Source organism: Pseudothermotoga lettingae TMO (assembly GCF_000017865.1).
Taxonomy (GTDB): domain Bacteria; phylum Thermotogota; class Thermotogae; order Thermotogales; family DSM-5069; genus Pseudothermotoga_B; species Pseudothermotoga_B elfii.
Genome location: NC_009828.1, coordinates 1,282,377 through 1,301,822, shown reverse-complemented (window position 1 = coordinate 1,301,822; position 19,446 = coordinate 1,282,377). Strand labels below are relative to the sequence as shown.

The following is a 19,446-nucleotide window of genomic DNA, read 5'->3' as shown; positions in this document are numbered from 1 at the left end:
TATTGTTTCGCCTTGTAAAATGTAAGGGCACTGTCTTTCCCTCCACTCCAGGATGAGAAAACAATACCTGGTGTCTCAAAATCACCGTTGTAGAACATGGTTAAAATTCTATACCCTTTCTCGCTGTTACTCCTTTTTGATAATAGTGTTTTATTTCAAGGATTTCAGAAACCAGATCTGCGTATTCTACAAATTCCTCTGGTGCATAACGGCCTGTCAGTATAATCTCAGGTTTTTCATGACGATTTCTAAGTACTTGAAGTACTTCATCGACTGTGATCAATTTATAATATACAGCGATATTGATTTCATCAAGTACGATCACATCGAAGGTTCCTTCCATAATGTACTTTGAAACTTTTTCAAAGCCTTTTCTGGCAAGATCTATATCTTCTTGTGTGGGGGTATTTACTATAAAACAGTTTCTTCCATGCTGTTCAACAACGATGTTTGGAATATACTTTGATACATCAAGCTCGCTGTACTTCATACCCTTAACAAACTGGGCAATGTAGACACTCTTCCCTGCACAGGCTGCCCTGATAGCAAGGCCAAATGCCGCTGTTGTTTTGCCTTTTCCATTACCGGTATAAACGTGAATGTAACCCATAAGATTCCCTCCAATCTCTCAAAAGGTTTAACAGTTTTTCGTTTGATTGCTCATCTTTCAATCCAATCCTGACAAATTTTGACATCTTGAAATCATACATTGTTCGTACGTGCATTTTATTGTGATGAAGAATTTGAAGGAATTTTTCGACATCGCCTATTTCGGCAACAAAATAGTTTGTGTTTGATATGAAATAAGTAAAATCTTCGAATTTTTTTCTTTCCCTTTCTGTATATTCAACCGTGTTTTTTTCAAAGCGATTCAACGCATATATATCTTCTCTCAACAATGTTTCCAGAAACAAATATCCCATCGCCCCGACAGCCCATGGAGAGCGATAAGATTCGAATAAACTTTTGAAGTTCTTGCTCTTTACATATCCGGCTCTAATACCGGGTATTGAATAAAATTTTGTAAATGTTCTGATCAAAATGGTGTTTTCAAAATCAGACAAATCTACTCTATCCTTTTCCGGAATAAAATCCACAAATGCTTCGTCTATCACTAAGGTTGTTCTTTCGTCTATATTACGGTCAACAAATGAAGCAATATTCTTCTCATAATATCCCGTAGGATTATTGGGGTTTCCCAGGATAATAACTGTGTTTTTCCCCGATCTGTTTTTTCTTTTTAAATCTTTTATGTAGTTTTCAAGGATGCTGTAATCCAGTTTTCTGTTTTTATAATCCAGAATATCAACGAAATGAATCCTGTGTGCTTTGAATGATGCTATTCGCGCATACTCGCCGTAACTTGGGATTGGTATAATTACTTCTGAATCTTCCATCAAGGTAAATCCTATGATCTGAAGAGCTTCAGTTGCACCAGCCAGAATTACTGTGTTTTCACCATAACGCTTTGCAAATTTTTCTTCGAGCTGTTCAATATAAGTATATTTTCCACAATATTCGACAAGTTTGTTTGAAAACAATTTTTCAAAAAATGGCGGTTTTATAGGGTTGACCGATATGGAAAAATCTGTAAACTCTTCTCTGTTGATACCGCCATGAAAAATCTTCATGCCCGATCACCCAATAACTTCAGTATCAGAATTAATACAGCAATTATCAAAATCAAACTTACAACCTTAATATAAAGAATCAGTGCCCTTTTTAAATCTTCTTTTTGAGGTAATTGCCCATCAAATCTGTAATAACCTATTTTTTCAATACCTATCTGTAAAACACCTGCGAATGCGCTCATGGGGTAAGTAGCGTTGATTTTTATAGAACCGTATTTTTTGATATATTTCCACGCGTTTTTTGGGCTGAATAACAGGATAAGGAATGCTGTGATGCGAGCTGGAATAAAATTTAAAGCATCGTCTAATCTTGCACAGAACTTTCCAAACCACTCATATTTTTCAGAATGGTAGCCAAAAAGTGCATCGTATGTATTCGCAATTCTATAAATCAACGCACCATCAAGACCAAAAAGAATATAATAAAACAGTGGGGCGGTTATGCTGTCAGAAATGTTTTCAGAAAGGCTCTCTATAGCAGCAGAATAAAGATGTGGCTTGTCAAGTTTTTCTGTACCTCTGCTGACAATCATCGAAACAGATTTTCGCAATTTTGCAATATTGTCTGTGGAACATTTTCTAACATGTTCGTACAAGCCACGAATAGAAAATGTCGCTTTGAGTAAACAGGTTAATATTACATATTCTATTATTTTTGATTTAAGCGATATCCTCAAAAAAATTAACATGCAGCACCATACAGATATTTCAATCATTTCAGCACAGAGGCCAGATAAAAATCTGGTAGATTTGCTTTGCCCTTTGTTGTTAACGTATTTATCGAAAAGCTTACCTATCTTTCCCATGTAAGCAACTGGATGAATTATATTCGGGTACTCTCCAAGGAGAATATCAACAAATACCGCAAAAATCAACATTAATAGTCTACTCACAATTCAACACCAGCTATTGAAAGCAATATAAACATTTGTGACAACAAAGATGTACCGCCGATTACGTCTCCAGTTATTCCAGAGATCTTTTTTTCTGATATTATTTTTACAAATATCGCAGTCAGAAATGATACAAGGAAAGACAGAATAAATTTTACACACCCCAGGCAGAGCATTGGAGCTGAAAACAAGGCAGCTATCAAGGGAGTGTATTTGTAAGCAGGAAAAAACATGGCACCAAGGCCTGTATTTTTGGCTGGTTTTGAGATAGATATCAGTATACTCATAGAATATCTGCCAAAAACTGAACCAAATAAGAAGTCTGTCGGATCCAGATGAGAAAATAAATTATAAAATGCTATGACATAAAGGGTTCCATAAAAAACCGCGAATGGACCAACATTTCCTTTAGACATAATTAGAAGCCTTTTTTCTTTGTCTGATTGATTCAAAAATCCATCGAGCATATCTAAGAGTCCATCAAAATGGAAAAGGTCAAACAGGTAAAATCCAGCTGCAATCCCGGCTATTCTTATAAAGATGTTCTCACTCCATAGTGAGGTGAAAAAATAGATAAAGCCTGGAATGTACCCAACCAGGGTAAAATAAGAAGGTGCTTTTTTTATGTTTGTTTCAAAATTTTCGGTATTGTTGAGTTTGACCGGCAATCTCGAGATAAAAGAGAGAGCCGTTAGAAAATCATTCATCATTTGATTTCCCACCTATTGAGAAAGCTTTTAACCAGCGAGAGAGATTCAAGCATATCGTTTATGTCAAAAACCTCGATGCACCACAACCGAATTTTTTCGATTGAATCTCCAAAAATTTTTGATATCTTTATCAAGGTTTCCTCGTTTACTCTGAGATGGTCTTTCTGTTGGGAAACTCCCATCAAATGTATTTCATTGACATTTTTTAAAAATCCCGTGTCAAATTTTTTCCCCAGTAAGTGATGTCCTACGTCAAATGTCATTTTTTCGTGGTAGACTATTTTTTCTTTAAGGTTTTCCAGAGACATGTTTGATCCATTCAAAGACAGAAACACTTCAACTCCTTCGATAGGATGAAGCACATAATTCACTATTTTTAATTTCGAGATAGTAAAATACCTGTACGCACTGAAAACATTTTCTATTTTATCTGTAGGTAGGTGCACTGTATAAAGAAGACCATATTTTTCTGTCAGGTTATTCAATTTATCGATCTCTACATCGATGATATTTTGTGTTTCTTCATCCCATGTGTAAACAAGTAGTTCAACAAAATCAACATTCTGTGCCACGAGCCGTGCATTTTCATAATAAGTTCCGGGAAAAAGCCATGAAGTTGTCCCAATCATTCTTTTCATTTGATTCTCACCGAAATTCCTGAAATAACTACATACACTCTATCTGAGAAAGATGCTATTTTTGAGTTTATTTTTCCTAATGTTTCAGCATATTTTCTGGCAAGATTATTTTCAGGCACTATTGACCATCCCACTTCGTTGGTAACTATAACAATGTCTGATTTCATTGAACTGATTACACCGACAAAATCGGAAACATATTTTTCAACATCGACATTGTAATAGTAGAGATTTCCTAAGTATGTTGTAAGGCATTCGAACAAAATAACCTCGTAATTTTCGTCAATTTTTTTGAGAGTTCCTGCAATGTTAAGCGGTTCTTCAAATGTTTCAAATAAATTTCCTCGTTCTATTCGATGTTTTTCGATTTTTCTTCTCATGTCTTCGTCAAAAGGAACAGCTGTTGCCAGAAATGCCCGGTTTTTATAATTTTTACTCAGTATATATTTCAGTGCAAACGAGCTTTTCCCACATTTCATACCACCTGTTATCAAAGTAATCATTTTACCTGATCTACTCCTTTTGAAACCCCGGCACTTTCAAAAGTAGACATTTCCCCGATCATCTTTATTGCAGCTTCAATTATTGGAATCGACAGGACGGCACCTGTGCCTTCTCCAAGTCGCATATTAAGATCGAGAATTGGCCTGAGATTGAGCGCGTCAAGTATCACTTTATGACCTTTTACCATCGATCTATGGCCCGCAAACACATACCTGAGCACATTATGATCCATATTCCATGCAAGCAATAAACCAGCAGTTGTGGGAAAACCGTCGATCAAAACAGGAATTTTTTCCTCAGCTGATTTGAGAATGAATCCAGCCATCTGCCCAAAACAGAACCCCCCAACTTTTGCAAGTACATCTACGGGATCATTTTTATCAGGATTATTTATTTCTATGGCTTTCTGTATAGCTTTTCTTTTTCTTTTTAACCCATCTTTATCAATGAAAGTTCCAATATCTAATATTTCGTCTATGTCAAAACCAAACGATACCGCAATGGCTGAGGCGGTTGTCGTGTTTCCTATTCCCATATCCCCCACAACCAAAAGGTCAGCCCCACTTTCAATAGCTTCCTTTGCTATTTTTCTGCCATATTCGATGCATTTTTCCGCCTGTTCTCTGCTCATTGCTGGCCCTTTTGTAAAATCATTTGTTCCGTAGCCAATCTTTGCGCTTATAAAGTAATCATTTTTAACGTCAAAATCTCCGTCAATTCCTGCGTCAACAACATAAACTTTGGCTCCAACATGTCTTGAAAAAACATTAATTGCCGCCCCTCCATTGAGAAAATTAAGGACCATTTGGTAAGTTACCTGTTTTGGGTAAGCCGAAACTCCATTTGCTGCAACACCGTGATCAGCAGCAAAGATATAGACTCGTTTATCTTTCGGTAAATCAGGGATAATTTTTCCTTGAATGAGTCCAATTTTCAAAACGATGTCTTCAAGATAACCAAGGCTTTTGATTGGTTTTGTTAAATTGTTTAATCGCTCAAGTATTTGCTGTTTTAAAAATTCTTCTTCGATATTCATCATAAACCAGCGCAGGAGATTCCATCTTCTTTAAAATGGAAAGGAATGCGCTGTTCCCTCCTTTCCAATGAAATTACATAAACCACACAATCACTTCCAATCGTCTTTTGACGATAAAGGGATTATCCCTGTTGGTTGCTCATCCCCAATGTTAGACAGGCTTGTTATGTGCAGGTTACTGTCCCTACCCCTCAGGACTGTTTAGACCCGTACGACAGAGCCTGGAACTTGAGCAGCATCCCAAGGTGTACCTGTCTAACGTAGCCACTTATGTGGCTGAGGGTAGTCAATCAGGCTTTTCAAGCCCCCGCTTCTACAAGCGGTGGGTAGTTGACTTCTTCACCCCATCTTTGAAGTGTCATGGTAAAAAATATTTTCCCGTAAAGCCCGAGCTTTCGGGAAAAAACTCTACTCAAAGCAGGTCTCCCGGCTTGCGGATCCTCCTACTTACCACGCCTTCCCGGCATGAGCCAGTGGCTTTTGATGTGGCTTTCGTCCCCGCTCACGGTTGCTGGGCAGCCCCGGAATCTCACCGGTGTTCCCTTGACATTGAGCAGTAAAATATTCTTTATATTTATTTTATCACAGTATCTGAGTATTCTATCAGATATTCTTCATCTTTTTCTTAAATACAAGAATAGCTACTATAAATATGACAAGAGTATAAGCTGTTACCCACCACAAATTGGAAAACGCTGAAGAATAATTACCATGAACAGCTGCTCTGGAAGCGTCGACAGCATGGACAAACGGCAAAAAGTTTGCGATGTTCTCAAATGTTTTCCCGAGTAATTTTATATCGAACCACACGCCACTCAACCATGCACTGATGTTTGTCAATAAAGCGCCACAGACAGCCCCAACCTGTTTGTCGTTGAAGATACTACCTGCGAGCAATCCAATTCCTATATAAAGAAATATTGTAGGGATGACAGTAAATAGTGCAAATAAAGTATTGAGGTTAAATCGAAATCCAAAAAATACGGATGAGGTAAAGGTTATTAAAACCTGAATAAATGCTATAGGAACAAAAGGAAATGTATATCCGACGATAAAGTCAGTTGATGTGAGTGGCGATGCAAACAGACGCATCATGAAAGAACTGGCTCTGTCTTTGGCTATCAATGTTCCTGAAAACAATGAAAAAAAGGAAAGACCAAAAATTACTATACCTGGTGACAGGTTATTTATGTGAAACAAATTTGTTGGGACATTCAACTGAATTGCCGAAAGAAGAAGCAGCAGGATAATGGGAAAACCAACTCCAAAGAATAAATTAATGGGATCTCTCAAAATTTCTTTTGAGTTTCGTGATGAAAGCACCAGAAATTTCATACTGCCCCCTCCTCAGTTGCGAGTTTTACGAAACCATCTTCAAATTTTTGTGCACCAGCAAGTTGCATTAATTGTGCAGCTGTTCCCTCTGCTTTCAGCTTTCCTTTGACTATTATTCCTATCTTATCGGCTAATGATTCTGCTTCTTCCATATAATGTGTTGTTAGAATCATCGTAATTCTTCTTTTGAGTTTTTTAATGATATTCCACAATTCACGCCTTGCTATAACATCAACACCGAGGGTCGGTTCATCAAGAAATAGCACCTGTGGATCTGGTATTAAAGCCATTGCAATGCTCAAACGCCTCTTCATCCCACCAGATAATGTTTTGCTTTTTGAAGTTGCTACTTCTTCAAGATTGAAAAGATCTATCATTTTTTCTGTTTTAATTCTTGCTTCCTTTTTTTTCGAAACCGTAAATACGCGCAATCAATTCAAGGTTTTCTTTAACAGTGAGATTTGGTGCAACAGCATCTTCCTGAGGAGAAAGACTTATCTTTTTTTTCACAGATTGAGAATTTGAAACAACACTATCTCCAAGGATTCGTGCATCTCCTTTTGTTGGAGTGATAAGGCAAGAAAGCATTTTAATGGTAGTTGTCTTACCAGCTCCATTGATGCCGAGTAAAGCAAAAAGTTCACCCTGATCTATCGATAGATTTAGTGAATCCACGGCAATTTTTCCATCATAAACTTTTGTGAGATCGAAGGTTTCAATGGCTTTCATATTTTCTCCTCCCGCAACTCTTCTCTTGATATAATTTCTTCAAACATGCGGGTAAGTTTTTCATCAGTGATGATAGCTATACCACTTTTCTCATCGCCAACTACCATTAGAAGATCTCCTGGCTTGATTCCAAAAATATCTCTTGCTTTTTTAGGAATAACAATTTGTCCTTTAGGGCCAACTTTTACCATGCCAAAGATATGTTTTCCCTGAGGTTTTTCCATAATATCACCTCATTCTGTATAAAAAGTAGGAAAAGCATAAAAAGTATAACATGTATAACTAAGAAATGTCAAGTTTTGACACAATCTGCTTGAGCTCATTTTGATGTGATATCAGCGAACATGGTCCATCACCATCTTCGAGCAATTTATTTTCTCTTATTTCTTTGAATAGATTGCTTTTTAATCCCTCTTTAAGCGTTGCTTTTTTCAAATTATGGGTGGAAACATTTGTGACAGGACAGGGTGTCAAATCACCAGATGCGTTGATGTGTATAAAACCTCTTCCTGCAGAAACACAACCACCGAAAGGTTCTTCATCACCGGGCGAATGGATAATGAAGATTGGCTTTTCATTTTTGTAGTACAGAATTTTTTCTCTAAAAAGTTTTCTTTGGTCATAGTCCAGGGCTTTTCCATCTTCTTTTGCACCAATATATTCTATGAAAAAGCAGAGTTTTGCACCGGCTTCTGTAAGATTGTTTATGTTTTCATCTTTTATCCAGTATGTATAGTTGTCTCTGGTTATAGTTACAGATATGCCGTTTACTACACCAATTTTCGAAAGTTTTTTCAAAACTTTTATCACAGCGCTGTAGACACCATTTCCTCTTCTTTGATCTGTTAATTTTTCATCTCCTTCTATACTCAAAATAACAGCTGTATTGGGGCAATCTTTCAGTTGCTGCAATTGTTTTTCATTAATGCGTGTTCCATTACTGAATATCGCAAAAACACGGTCTTTGTGAGATGAAATTAAATCGAGCAAATTTTCAACTAAGAAAGGTTCGCCCCCTGCTATTAGAAAAGCGAAAACCCCAAGATCTTTTGCCTGATTTATCAGGTTATTCCATTCTGATATTGTCATTTGCCTGCCAGAGAGTTTTTCCACAAAACACCCCTGGCAGTGCAGATTACAATCGTTTGTTATGCTCAATATAGCAACCGGTGGGACTAAAAGATTTTCTTTTGAAAGTAGTTCTTTACGCATTGATTCGCATTCCCAGAAAGCCTTAATCAGAAGCGGCGCATTTTTCAGATATCTCGGGTTTTTCAAAATCCATGGCAAAATTGCTCTTGAAAACCTTGGGCTTACAAAATCTGTTAGTTTTGAAATATCCATGAAAATCCCTCCTTGTTGCGCTCAGTATAACATTCAATTTCATGCCACTTTCGAAAATTGTGTAACTTTAACCAAAAGGAATGTTCTTAATACAGTGCAGGGAAAGGAAGCTGGGTGATACAATTGTAAAGCGATGGTGAAAACACAAATCGGAGGTGTTGATGTGCAAAAGAAAATATTTTCGATGCTGGTGCTTTTTTCCCTTATTCTGTTCGCGTCTTCATGTGTTTCTGTATTCAATAATCCTCCAAATGCGCCGGCAAACCCTTATCCTGAAGATAATGCAACAGATGTCTCGCCAGATTTATCACTTCAATGGAGCTGCAGTGACCCAGATGGAGATAGCCTTGTATACGATATATATTTTGGGACAGATTCAAATAATTTGCAGCTCGTTGAGCAAAATTATTCAAGCAATTCATACCAGATATCAGATTTAGAATACAATAAAAAATACTACTGGAAAATAGTTGCAAAAGATACAAAGAATGCCATTAAGGAAGGCCCAATCTGGTCGTTTACAACTGTAGATATAAATAAATGCAAAATAACTGTGAGCCAAAAAACAATTACTATAGGAAGGGTAGGGTATGTAGAAGCAAAGGTTTTGAGCAGTACAGATAAACCAGTAGAAAATATCGATGTAACTTTTGAGTACTACGATGGCACATGGAAACAACTTTCCACTGTGAAAACAAATTCATATGGCATAGCTTCACAAGAGCTTCCGTACGATTTTCACACGCAGGAAGGTCAACTTCTTTTTCGGGCTTATATAAAAGATCAACCAGCGATCTCAGCGCAGGAAAACATAAATTTTCAAAAACCAAGCTGGGTTTTTTTGATCTATCTTGCAGCAGATAATAACCTTGAACAATATGCACTTGTTGATCTTGAAGAAATGAAAAACACCAATTCAAAAATATCGGTTTTCACATTGCTTGATGGCAAAGATGTAGAAGATGCACTTTTGACACTTGATGAATATGGTGAATACAAATACATAGAAACTTACCAGCAGGATATAAACAGTGGTGATCCAGAGGTTTTGAAAAACTTCATTGAGCGTTTTTCAAACATAACTTCAGCTTATAGGGGACTTATCATCTGGAACCATGGCTCTGCCTGGCTTGGTGATTCAGATTACACAACAAAAGCCATAGGATTTGACGATACACAAAATACTGCACTTGCCGTTAGTGAGATTCGCCAGGTACTTGAAAAATTCGAAAAGTTTAACATCCTTGGTATGGATGCATGTTTGATGGGATCAATCGAAGTTGCCTATGAACTGAAAGATTGTGCTGAATATTTTATAGCGTCGTTTTTCAGTGAACCTTCTTCAGGATGGGATTATAGTTTTCTATCAGAGATAGATGGAGATTCACTAACTGCAGGACAGTTAATTGTTGATAAATATTTTAACAGTTTGCCAGATTCCACTCCATTATCGCTTTGCGTTTATGATATGTCTCATCTTTCAGATCTGGCAGATAAAATATCTAACATAGGCTCAGAATTAAAAGATGCTTTGCAATCAGATAGCTCTCTCAGGACTCGTATATTGTATTACCGAAATTCATCAACAAAAGCTGGTTCATATCCTTACAATCTACTCATTGATATGGGAGATTTTGCCAGTCAGGTGAAAGAGAACGAAATACAAATCACTACAGCAAGCGAAGTTCTTTCATCGCTCGATAATACCGTCGTTTACAAAAAAATAAAAGGTGCTGCTGAAACAACGTATGGAGTGAGTATTTTCTTTCCAGAGAAACAAAATGATTTGAAATCTTTTACTGATGATCTAAACACACTGTTATTTTACACAGATACAACAGGGTGGATAGATTTTTTAAACGAGTTTGTGCGATAAGTTTATGCTGAAACGAGAATTTTCTGCTAATTTTGAAAACTACTCATAGAGCTTCAAAATCAATGCTTCATAAGAGCAAAGCTCCAAATTTTGTAGCCGGCAAATTTCATTAATACGTCTTCGATTACTGTGAATCACTTTCGCTTTTCCTGTTAATTTCAAATCTGCAGATATATTTTCACTCGAAAAATTGAGCGCCACAATAATCTGTTCTTCTTTCCAGGAACGCAGGTAGGCAAAAACATTTTTTGAAGATTTAAGCACACTAAGTTTCCCCAATTTCAATGCATTTGAGCCTTTTCTGAGTTTTATCAGAGATCTGTAGAAATTTAATAGAGAATTAGGATCATTTTTCTGTTTTTCTACATTTATTTCAGTCCTATTCTGATTTACTGGCAACCAGGGTTTTATTGAAGAAAAGCCACCATACTGAGAATTATTCCATTGCATGGGGGTACGACATCCATCCCTACCAATTTTTTCAGGCCAGAGATTTTTCCCTTCAGGATCTTGTATTTCCTCGTATGGGATTATCATTTCTTCCATACCTATTTCTTCGCCATAATATATCATGGAGGTGCCACGCAATGTCAAAAGCATAGTGGCAAGAAGTTTGCATTTTTCCATAGATTCGTCTATAGATTCACCACCACTGTATCTTGATCGCACCCTTTTGCAGTCGTGATTACCTAATACATAACATGGCCAACTCAGGTTTTTGAAGATACGCTCAGTATCTTCTACGATTTTGCGAAAAAGCGTTGCTTCAAATGCCGGAATGTTCATAAACTCAAAATTGAACGCGAGGTTCAATCTGCCTGGTTTTGTATATTCGAGATAAGAGTAAAGGCCCTGAGGCGATGCAACTTCTCCTATGGTAACTCTACCAGGGTATTTTTCTACAAGTTCCTGTATTTCTTCCACAACAAGCAAAGTTTCAGGTCTATCTGTGTTGAAAATAGCTTGCTGTTCTCCACTTTCCTCAGTTGGGTTATCTCTGAACTTAATATCTTTGCAAAACATGTTAACCACATCAAATCGAAATCCATCCACTCCTTTCTTTAACCAAAAATCTATCGTATCGAAGACTGCTTTTTTCACCTGTGGATTACGCCAGTTCAGGTCAGGTTGTTCTTTTGTAAAGAGATGCAGATAATACTGCTTTCTTTCTTCGTACCATTGCCATGCAGGACCACCGAAAAAAGATTGCCAGTTGTTGGGAAATTTCCCAGGTTCTCCGTCTTTCCAGATATACCAGTCTGCTTTAGGATTTATCTTTGAACTTTTTGATTCTAAAAACCATGGATGTTGATCAGAAGTGTGGTTGTAGACCTGATCAAGTATCACTCTAATGCCTCTTTTGTGTGATTCTTCAAGTAGAAGATCAAAATCTTCCATGGTTCCAAAGATTGGATCTATATTCCTATAGTCGCTGATATCATAGCCGAAATCTACCATCGGGGATTTGAAGATTGGAGAAAGCCATATCGCATCCACACCTAACCATTGAAAATAATCCAGTTTTTCCACAATTCCTTTCAGATCACCTACACCATCATTGTTACTGTCGTAGAAGCTTCTCGGATAGACTTGATAAATCACTGCACCTTTCCACCATGGATATTTCAAAGTTTATTCCTCCTTTTTATTTGAAATGATTAGAATCGAACTCCAATAATAAAGATGCGGAATCTTGATCTCATATCTGTTTTGAAAAAGTTTAACCGATATTTGCTCTGGTTCAAGTTGATTATCAGCTGAGACGAAATAAAAATCCGGATTTTCAAAGGAAATTAATTCGAATGGAATTGAGACACAAATATTCTCCAACTTTTCTGGCTGGGAGAGAGGTTTTTTCCAGGTCAGTTTTTCAACGCCGATGTAATTAACCATATTTATCATGCAAGCTTTTTTTGCTTTTAAATTTAAAATAGAAATCCAGATTTTATTGGCCTCTGGTTCTGTGGACGCGTTTTCACATATTTCGTGAGCGTTTTTAATCAATTTAAATTCACCCTCAAAAAAATCCCTGTAACGTGCAAAGAAGTCATAGTAACTGAGCAAATGTGTCGCTAAATTTTTATCTACAGTACCCCAATCGTTGGGAAAGTAAGGTCCACTCAAAAGCCTCTTGTACTCTCCCAATTCGAGTCTTTGGCCTGTGGAAGAAAGTATAGTTGCGTCAGTCAAAAGAATAGATTCAGTGAAGTTATGATTGATGTATCCAGCAATAATTGGAATTTTTCCATTACTTCTTTTTCGGGCTTCACGTGTCGCTCGGGAAAGTTCTTTTAAGGTTGGACAACATTCCCATGGTTCTATATAGACAATTTCAGTTTTAAGATTGTTTTGAAGTTCGGATGGCCAGTTATCCACATAATTAAAAATCAATGGTTTTTCAATAAACTTTTTCAGCTCATTTATGAATTCCTTGAACCCTCTTGATGTGTTGTAAGGTTTATAAGTGTCTTCTTCTAAAGCAAGGGCTTCTCCATCTTTTGGGTAACCATACTGATCGAGATGAATTCCATCGAAACCAAACTCAATAACCTTTTTGCACTCTTCATATAGTAGTTTTGTCCATCCACTATTTTTGTAGGTATTCATTATGCAGAGTTTGTTTGAAAAATCTAACAGGTTGATTTTATCTTTGTCGTGTACGTAAATTGCCCAGTTGGGATGCTTAATTGCTACATTTTTTCGTGCCGCATAAATGGATACATACGCCAAAGAAACAATATTTTTAGAATGCGCGGTATTTATCAGCTCCTTAAGTATCTTGTTCGAAATATACCTTTTTCGCCACCATGCATCTTTATACAGGTCTCCCTCTTCATACACGAGCTTGTGGTAATCATACATCCAATCGTAATACTGAAGAGCGCTGACATGATATTGAGTTAGCCAATTGAGTGTTTTCTCAATATCGTACCGTTTCGGTCTAAAATCTGTGAGATATCCATACACGGGAAAGTCAGACCATTTTTTTGCAACTGTGATTCCCCTGTGAATTTTATCAACGACCTCATTATGTTCGTCCAATGCTTCAATATCAACCCCATATCCTCCGAAAGCGTTGGGGGGGACCACAATTTCGATATTCTTTTTTGTTGTAATTGTTTCAAAAACGCAATCAGTCAATTTAAGAAATCTCACTCTGAAAAGGTTTTCCGCAGAAGATTCAATATGCAATACAATAGTATCTCCAGGGCAATAATAGGCTTTGTCGAAAATTGCTCTCATAGTTAAAATTTCAATCCTCCTTCTGCTACAGTTTTCACAAAATATTTCTGAAGCAAGAAATATATAATTATCACAGGTACCACTGCTATCATAGTTCCAGCAAAGATAAGATTCCATCTAACTGTATGCTGGCCTTTCAAAGCCATGATTCCTATGGGCAAAGTCCAATTATGTTTTGATTGTAGAATCAAAGAAGGCCAGAAGTAGTCATCCCAGATACCAAGAAACGACATTATGGCGAGAGTAGCAATAGCCGGGCGAGCCATAGGAATAACTATATGCCAGAAAATCTGAAATGCGTTGCAGCCATCTATTTCAGCAGATTCCTCTATTTCTTTTGGCAATCCTTCGAAAAACCCTCTGAGGAAAAATGCGTTGAACGCTATTCCACTAATACCAGCTGTTAAAATAACTGTCAGTTTGTTATCCATAAGGAACTTGAATTTACTGATGATTTGAAATTGTGGTATTATCAAAAGCAAACCAGGCACAGAGAGCGTAGCTATTAACAGGCTGAATACCATTTCTTTTAAAGGAAATCGGTATCTTGCAAATCCATAAGCTGTCAATGCTGAGAGAAAAACGTTGAGAAGAACCCCTGGAATAGTTATCATGACACTGTTTAAAAAATATTGTCCAAAATCTGCCTCTTTCCATATGAAGGCATAATTTTCAAAAGTTGCCGGCTTTGGTATGAGTTGTGGAGGAATTGTGAAAACATACGCAGCTTGTTTGAGAGAAGTTATAAACATATAATAAAAAGGAAAGATCATAACCATAGCACCAACGACGAGAGCAGCAAAGACGAATGTATTCATCAGTTGCTTTTTCATTTACCCACCTCGCATTTTTAATCTCTTTTGAAGAGAATTCGCTGAAGTTGTGCAATAGAGAAAACCAATATGAAAAAAACCACAGAAATTGCTGCACCATAACCAAAGTGAAAATATTGAAATGCTTGTTTGAACATATATGTTGATAATACCTGCGTTGCATTTCTTGGCCCGCCACCCGTCATGACATAAACCGACAAAAATACGTTAAATCCACCTATGGTCAACATTACAAGTTCAAAGACAAATGTTGGTTTTAATAAAGGGAGGGTGATTCGCCGAAAAGTGGTCCAAGCACCTGCACCATCAACACGTGCAGCTTCGTAATATTGTCGTGGAATAGCTTGAAGTCCTGCCAGAAAAATTAACATCGACCAGCCTATTCCTTTCCATATCCCCAAGGTGTAAACAGGTATCATAGCCATAGATGGTTGTGAGAACCACCTGATGTCTGTTGATATAATATGCAGCACATCTTTCAGCAAGAAATTCACAACTCCACCTCTTGTTGCAAACAAATATTGGAAAACAGCGGATACTATAACCCAGGAAGTAACAACAGGAAGATAATACAAAAGTCTAAAAACCGTTTTACCCTTAATATTTCTGTTTAGAAGTATTGCTATCAAAAGACCAAGGACAATCTGTCCTGGGACAGTAACAAGAACATATATAATGGTATTTTTCAATGCCGACCAGAACAAATCATCTTGAAACAATTTTCTATAGTTCTCAATGCCTACAAAAACTGGGGGTATATCGGGATTTATATTCCATTTGTAAAAACTCATTGAAAAAGATTTGATAATGGGATAAATGGTCCAACCAAAGTACGAAATAAGTCCTGGTAGGACAAAAAAGGTTCCTATGATTTTTTTTCGGGTGCTTCTTTTTTTCATAAAAAGCCACTCCTTGATGGGCATCTGTACTTATAGTAACGATATTGAGGGCAAGCGATGAATCACTTGCCCTCAGTTAATAAAATTATTCGAATTCATCGAGAATTGCTTCTATTTCTTGTGCAGCCAAATCGAGTGCTTCTTTTGGATTTATGTCTCCTATCACAGCATCTTCCCAAGCTTTTTGAAGGACATCGCTTATCTGATTCCAGGCAGGATGTGGAGATCTTGCCACGGCTGTTTCGAGCTGTTTCAGGTATATAAGCATAAATGGGTGCTCTTTTATATTGGAATCTTCAAGCAATGTTTTCAGAATGGGAATTTGCCCTACTGTAGAAAATTCTCGCTGGACTTCATATGAGACCATATATTTTACAAATTCCCACGCTTCTTTTGGATAACGCGTACTTTTGAAAATTACGATATCTTCTCCGCCAACCACAGATCTCGAACCATTTTCCCCGCGAGGGAACAGCGAATAATTAATCTCCGCGTCAGGATATTGTCCTTTAATAATAGACCAGCTCCAGGGACCACCTATAGTCATAGCATAAACCCCTTCAGCATATCCTTCAAACGAACCTATGCTACCACCGCCTGCTATGGTGTCAGATATACACCCTTCTTTGTATAATTTTGAAAAGACTTCAAGGGCTTTCACGCTTGCTGAAGAATTGACATATCCTTCAGCTTTTGAATTAGTTGGATCCAGAATTGAGCCTCCCATTGAATAAATCCAGGGTATTGTATTCCATGGATTCAAACCGCTATCCGCATAACCCCAGCGATCAATAGTTCCATCTTTATTCAAATCTTTGGTCAAAAGTTTTATATACTCTATGAACTCATCCATAGTTTCAGGTGGTCCTGACAAACCTTCTTCTTCAAACACTTTTTTATTCCATAGCAAGATACGTGTGTTCGTATCCAGAGGAAGTCCGTAATAATGATCATTCCAGTAGCACGTGGATAAAGGCCCATCGAAAAAATTATCTTTCAGAGATGCAAAATCTTCTGGAAAAGTTTCGTCACAGCTAACAGCACTCCTATCTCAGCAAATTGCGGAACCCAGATAATGTCCATCCTCATGACGTCAGGAAATTGAGCTGCAGCTGTTGCTGTGATAAGTCTTCGTCGCATTTCATCGTATGGAACCTGCATCTCGACTATTTTGATATCCGAGTGCTGTTTTTCGAATTCGGGTATGATTTTTTCTACAAGTAGTTTATATTCACCTGAATCTGTGGAATAAGAATGCCAAAAAACAATCTCTTTTTTGGAACCAACTGTTGTCACAACCATAAAAACCAGCAAGATTAGCAGTGGTAATTTAAACCTCATAAGTGTTCCCCCTTCCGTCAACCTGGAATACCTCTTTTTCAATAAGGTTTAGAATTACTCCCTGAACCCATGCCACTTCCCCCATGTCATCGATATCAATTACGACATCATCTCCAAGATCTCCGAATGAATTTTCTCGAGCTATCAGAATAGCTTTCTTCAAAAAAAGATCTCTGAATTCCAAGGCTTCTCCACCAATGAGTACATAATCTGGCGCAAAAATGTTTATCATGTTCTTAATGGCAACACCAAGAAGTACACTAATTTCATCAAAAGCTTCTATCACCGCTTCCCGATCAATCTGTAATGCTTTATGAATATAGTGTATAGCTTCATCTTCTGTAGTCAGGCAAGAACGATTTTTAAGAGATTCTATATTCGTTTTCTTTTTGATGCGATCAACCAGAGCATTGAACGAGATTTCCGCTTCCAGGCATCCATAACTGCCGCATGAACATTTCTTACCATCACAAATAACTGTCATATGACCAATTTCTCCTGCTCCCCCCCTTCCGGTATAAAGTTTTCCACCAAGGATCATTGCTCCGCCAACACCGCTCCCCAAAGTAATGAAAATACAGTTTTTGTATTTTTTTGCTCTTCCAATCGTGTAGTGTGCTACGGCAAAAGAATCAACATCATTGTATACAAGAACGGGAGCTTTGATCCTTTCTTCGAGCACGGGACCTATTGGAACGTTTCCCCATTCAAGAATGTATGAGCTTTTGACTATACCATGCTCACTGTCAACAGAACCAGATACAGCAACGCCTATTCCGAGAAATTTTCTATCAACATATTCAGGAATTTTCACGATGGTGTTTACAAAGTCTGCAATTTTTTCTACAACTGCATTGTACGAAGCGGTATTTAACGGTATTTTTTGTTCCAAAACAGGAGTACCAAGGAGGTCTGTAACAACAAAATACAGATACAGATACCCAACCTTTACACCTATAGCCCAGCTATGTTTTTCATTTATTCCAAGGAGTACGGGGCGTCGTCCGCCTTTCGATTTGCCATAGCGATTCTCTTTTATGAGATTTGCTTCAAGCAATCGAGAAGTGATGTTTGTAATAGAAGCAATGCTTAAGCCTGTTTTTTTACTTATTGTAGTTCTGCTTACTTCCCCCATTTGTCTTATTGTTCTGAGAACGATTTTTTCGTTGTGATCTTTGAGGATGTCTCTGGTGAGTTTCATCGATAACCTCCTTACGTTCATATTTCTTTATTCAATGAAAAAAGTATCACATTAAAAAAGATATCACAATCCATAAGAAATGTCAAGAAGAAACATAACATCAAAGGGCATTTTCTCAAGGAAAGCCTGCCAAGAAAAAGCGGAAAAGCGAAAGATTAGTTCACTTCGAAAAATTCTGATCAATTTCTCTCAACGGCTCCGGGCCGGGTTTTGCAAACAAGTATCCCTGCATCAAATCCACACCAAGCGCAAACAGGGTTTTACATTCTTCTTTTGTTTCAACCCCTTCGGCAATTACTTGAATATCTGATTTTTTTGCCATTGAAACCAGAGCTTCAACCATATAACGTTTCAAGCGATCTTTCTGGATATCTCTCACAAGTCCCATGTCTATTTTTATTATATCTGGTTTTAAATTTGCAAGCCTTTTGAGAGATGAAAATCCATTTCCAACATCATCAATGGCAATTTTTATGTTTCTTTTTTTCAAAGATTCAAGGACAAACTTCTCAAATTCCTTGATTTCTTTTTCGCTTTCTGTTAATTCTAAAATAACCTGCTCGGGTCTCATTTTGAGTTTTTCTAATTCATCTGAAATTGTTTTATATACAAAATCAGGATCGAGCAAAATACTTGGTGGAAAGTTTATACTTACTGGTTGAGTAATGTTTTTTTGCTTAGAGACCTTCAAAGCTTTTACTATTGCTAATTTGCTAAGCTCGAGAAGTACATCTAATCTTTTTGCCAGATCAAAAAGTAAAGCCGGGGCTATCAGTTCACCATTTTGATCGATTCCTCTTGAGAGACATTCGTAGCAAACAACCTTGCCAGTTTTGTAATTCACAACAGGTTGAAAAAAGGTTGTGAGAGATTCATTTTGAAGGACAAAATCGAGCACATCCGATCTTCGAAGATCTATCCAGTACTGAAATGTTCGTGAATTTTTTAAGCAACGCAAAGTAAAGGTTTCTCCAACATCGAGTGGTAAGAGTGTTATTTCCTCCAGCTCGATTTGTGTGAATTCTTGTGAAGACAATGCAAGATCTATGAATTTATCGAACTCCATCTCGAAAGAAAGATAATCATCCATTAAATCTATTTCCACATCGTGCTTGAAGATATCGTTGAATTTATGAAGTAAGTAATTAAGATAATCTGAATGTGGTACAAACACAATTACTTTCTTTCTTGAAGTGGGAAACTTCGGTAAAAATCTGCCCATGCTTTCCCCCC

General features: G+C 37.3%; 19 protein-coding genes, 1 pseudogene and 1 riboswitch. Of the genes and pseudogenes, 1 reads left to right on the top strand and 19 read right to left on the bottom strand.

The features are described 5' to 3' along the window. Positions 1 to 100: 100 nt before the first annotated feature. From TLET_RS06360 to TLET_RS06310, 12 genes are all read right to left on the bottom strand, one after another. Entirely contained in the window at positions 101 to 610 is a 510-nt protein-coding gene (locus tag TLET_RS06360; protein ID WP_012003278.1) for a cob(I)yrinic acid a,c-diamide adenosyltransferase, read from the bottom strand. Continuing rightward, positions 582 to 1,631, bottom strand: coding sequence for an aminotransferase class I/II-fold pyridoxal phosphate-dependent enzyme (locus TLET_RS06355; protein ID WP_012003277.1), 1,050 nt, complete (start codon positions 1,629 to 1,631; stop codon positions 582 to 584). The genes TLET_RS06360 and TLET_RS06355 overlap by 29 nt, the downstream gene beginning before the upstream one ends. Next, entirely contained in the window at positions 1,628 to 2,524 is an 897-nt protein-coding gene (gene cbiB / locus TLET_RS06350; RefSeq protein WP_228368999.1) for an adenosylcobinamide-phosphate synthase CbiB, read from the bottom strand. Before cbiB ends, TLET_RS06355 begins: the two co-directional genes overlap by 4 nt. Then, positions 2,521 to 3,234 carry an adenosylcobinamide-GDP ribazoletransferase gene (locus TLET_RS06345; RefSeq protein WP_012003275.1) on the bottom strand — a complete coding sequence of 238 codons (714 nt, stop codon included), beginning with the start codon at positions 3,232 to 3,234 and terminating at the stop codon, positions 2,521 to 2,523. The genes cbiB and TLET_RS06345 overlap by 4 nt, the downstream gene beginning before the upstream one ends. Further along, positions 3,231 to 3,872, bottom strand: a complete 642-nt coding sequence (cbiR, locus tag TLET_RS06340) for a cobamide remodeling phosphodiesterase CbiR (protein WP_012003274.1) — start codon at positions 3,870 to 3,872, stop codon at positions 3,231 to 3,233. Before cbiR ends, TLET_RS06345 begins: the two co-directional genes overlap by 4 nt. Next, positions 3,869 to 4,375 (bottom strand): bifunctional adenosylcobinamide kinase/adenosylcobinamide-phosphate guanylyltransferase, encoded by a 507-nt coding sequence (locus TLET_RS06335; RefSeq protein ID WP_012003273.1) that lies wholly within the window; start codon positions 4,373 to 4,375, stop codon positions 3,869 to 3,871. The genes cbiR and TLET_RS06335 overlap by 4 nt, the downstream gene beginning before the upstream one ends. Next, positions 4,372 to 5,415 (bottom strand): nicotinate-nucleotide--dimethylbenzimidazole phosphoribosyltransferase, encoded by a 1,044-nt coding sequence (cobT, locus tag TLET_RS06330; RefSeq protein ID WP_012003272.1) that lies wholly within the window; start codon positions 5,413 to 5,415, stop codon positions 4,372 to 4,374. Before cobT ends, TLET_RS06335 begins: the two co-directional genes overlap by 4 nt. Positions 5,416 to 5,811: 396 nt before the next feature. Then, a riboswitch (cobalamin riboswitch) is annotated at positions 5,812 to 5,979 on the bottom strand. A gap of 36 nt (positions 5,980 to 6,015) precedes the next feature. After that, on the bottom strand, positions 6,016 to 6,747 hold the full coding sequence (locus tag TLET_RS06325) for an ABC transporter permease (RefSeq protein ID WP_012003271.1): 732 nt from the start codon (positions 6,745 to 6,747) through the stop codon (positions 6,016 to 6,018). Further along, the gene (locus TLET_RS11130; RefSeq protein ID WP_266105287.1) at positions 6,744 to 7,124 is read right to left on the bottom strand and encodes an ATP-binding cassette domain-containing protein; all 381 of its coding nucleotides are present in this window, start codon (positions 7,122 to 7,124) and stop codon (positions 6,744 to 6,746) included. Before TLET_RS11130 ends, TLET_RS06325 begins: the two co-directional genes overlap by 4 nt. Before the next feature lie 10 nt (positions 7,125 to 7,134). Continuing rightward, complete coding sequence (locus TLET_RS11125; RefSeq protein WP_266105286.1) at positions 7,135 to 7,476, bottom strand: ATP-binding cassette domain-containing protein; 342 nt, start codon at positions 7,474 to 7,476, stop codon at positions 7,135 to 7,137. After that, positions 7,473 to 7,700, bottom strand: a complete 228-nt coding sequence (locus tag TLET_RS06315; RefSeq protein WP_012003269.1) for an AbrB/MazE/SpoVT family DNA-binding domain-containing protein — start codon at positions 7,698 to 7,700, stop codon at positions 7,473 to 7,475. Before TLET_RS06315 ends, TLET_RS11125 begins: the two co-directional genes overlap by 4 nt. 58 nt (positions 7,701 to 7,758) lie before the next feature. Further along, positions 7,759 to 8,820, bottom strand: a complete 1,062-nt coding sequence (locus tag TLET_RS06310) for a radical SAM protein (protein WP_012003268.1) — start codon at positions 8,818 to 8,820, stop codon at positions 7,759 to 7,761. Positions 8,821 to 8,983: 163 nt separating this feature from the next. On the opposite strand from TLET_RS06310, the gene TLET_RS06305 reads away from it, so the two are divergent. Further along, positions 8,984 to 10,696 (top strand): clostripain-related cysteine peptidase, encoded by a 1,713-nt coding sequence (locus TLET_RS06305; protein WP_012003267.1) that lies wholly within the window; start codon positions 8,984 to 8,986, stop codon positions 10,694 to 10,696. Between the two features lie 39 nt (positions 10,697 to 10,735). Here the strand turns inward: TLET_RS06305 and TLET_RS06300 are convergent, their stop codons facing one another. The 7 genes and pseudogenes from TLET_RS06300 to TLET_RS06270 form a co-directional block, all read right to left on the bottom strand. Next, positions 10,736 to 12,325 carry an alpha-amylase family glycosyl hydrolase gene (locus tag TLET_RS06300; protein ID WP_012003266.1) on the bottom strand — a complete coding sequence of 530 codons (1,590 nt, stop codon included), beginning with the start codon at positions 12,323 to 12,325 and terminating at the stop codon, positions 10,736 to 10,738. A 3-nt stretch (positions 12,326 to 12,328) separates the two neighbouring features. After that, positions 12,329 to 13,939, bottom strand: a complete 1,611-nt coding sequence (locus TLET_RS06295) for a glycoside hydrolase family 66 protein (RefSeq protein ID WP_012003265.1) — start codon at positions 13,937 to 13,939, stop codon at positions 12,329 to 12,331. Between the two features lie 2 nt (positions 13,940 to 13,941). Continuing rightward, positions 13,942 to 14,772 carry a carbohydrate ABC transporter permease gene (locus TLET_RS06290; RefSeq protein WP_012003264.1) on the bottom strand — a complete coding sequence of 277 codons (831 nt, stop codon included), beginning with the start codon at positions 14,770 to 14,772 and terminating at the stop codon, positions 13,942 to 13,944. A 17-nt stretch (positions 14,773 to 14,789) separates the two neighbouring features. Further along, a complete protein-coding gene (locus TLET_RS06285) occupies positions 14,790 to 15,671 on the bottom strand; it encodes a carbohydrate ABC transporter permease (RefSeq protein ID WP_012003263.1) in 882 nt (293 codons plus the stop codon). An 85-nt stretch (positions 15,672 to 15,756) separates the two neighbouring features. Then, positions 15,757 to 16,973: pseudogene (locus tag TLET_RS06280) on the bottom strand (extracellular solute-binding protein). 28 nt (positions 16,974 to 17,001) lie between these two features. Continuing rightward, complete coding sequence (locus tag TLET_RS06275; RefSeq protein ID WP_012003262.1) at positions 17,002 to 18,213, bottom strand: ROK family transcriptional regulator; 1,212 nt, start codon at positions 18,211 to 18,213, stop codon at positions 17,002 to 17,004. Between the two features lie 160 nt (positions 18,214 to 18,373). Further along, positions 18,374 to 19,435 carry an EAL domain-containing protein gene (locus TLET_RS06270; RefSeq protein WP_012003261.1) on the bottom strand — a complete coding sequence of 354 codons (1,062 nt, stop codon included), beginning with the start codon at positions 19,433 to 19,435 and terminating at the stop codon, positions 18,374 to 18,376. Between the last annotated feature and the right edge of the window lie 11 nt (positions 19,436 to 19,446).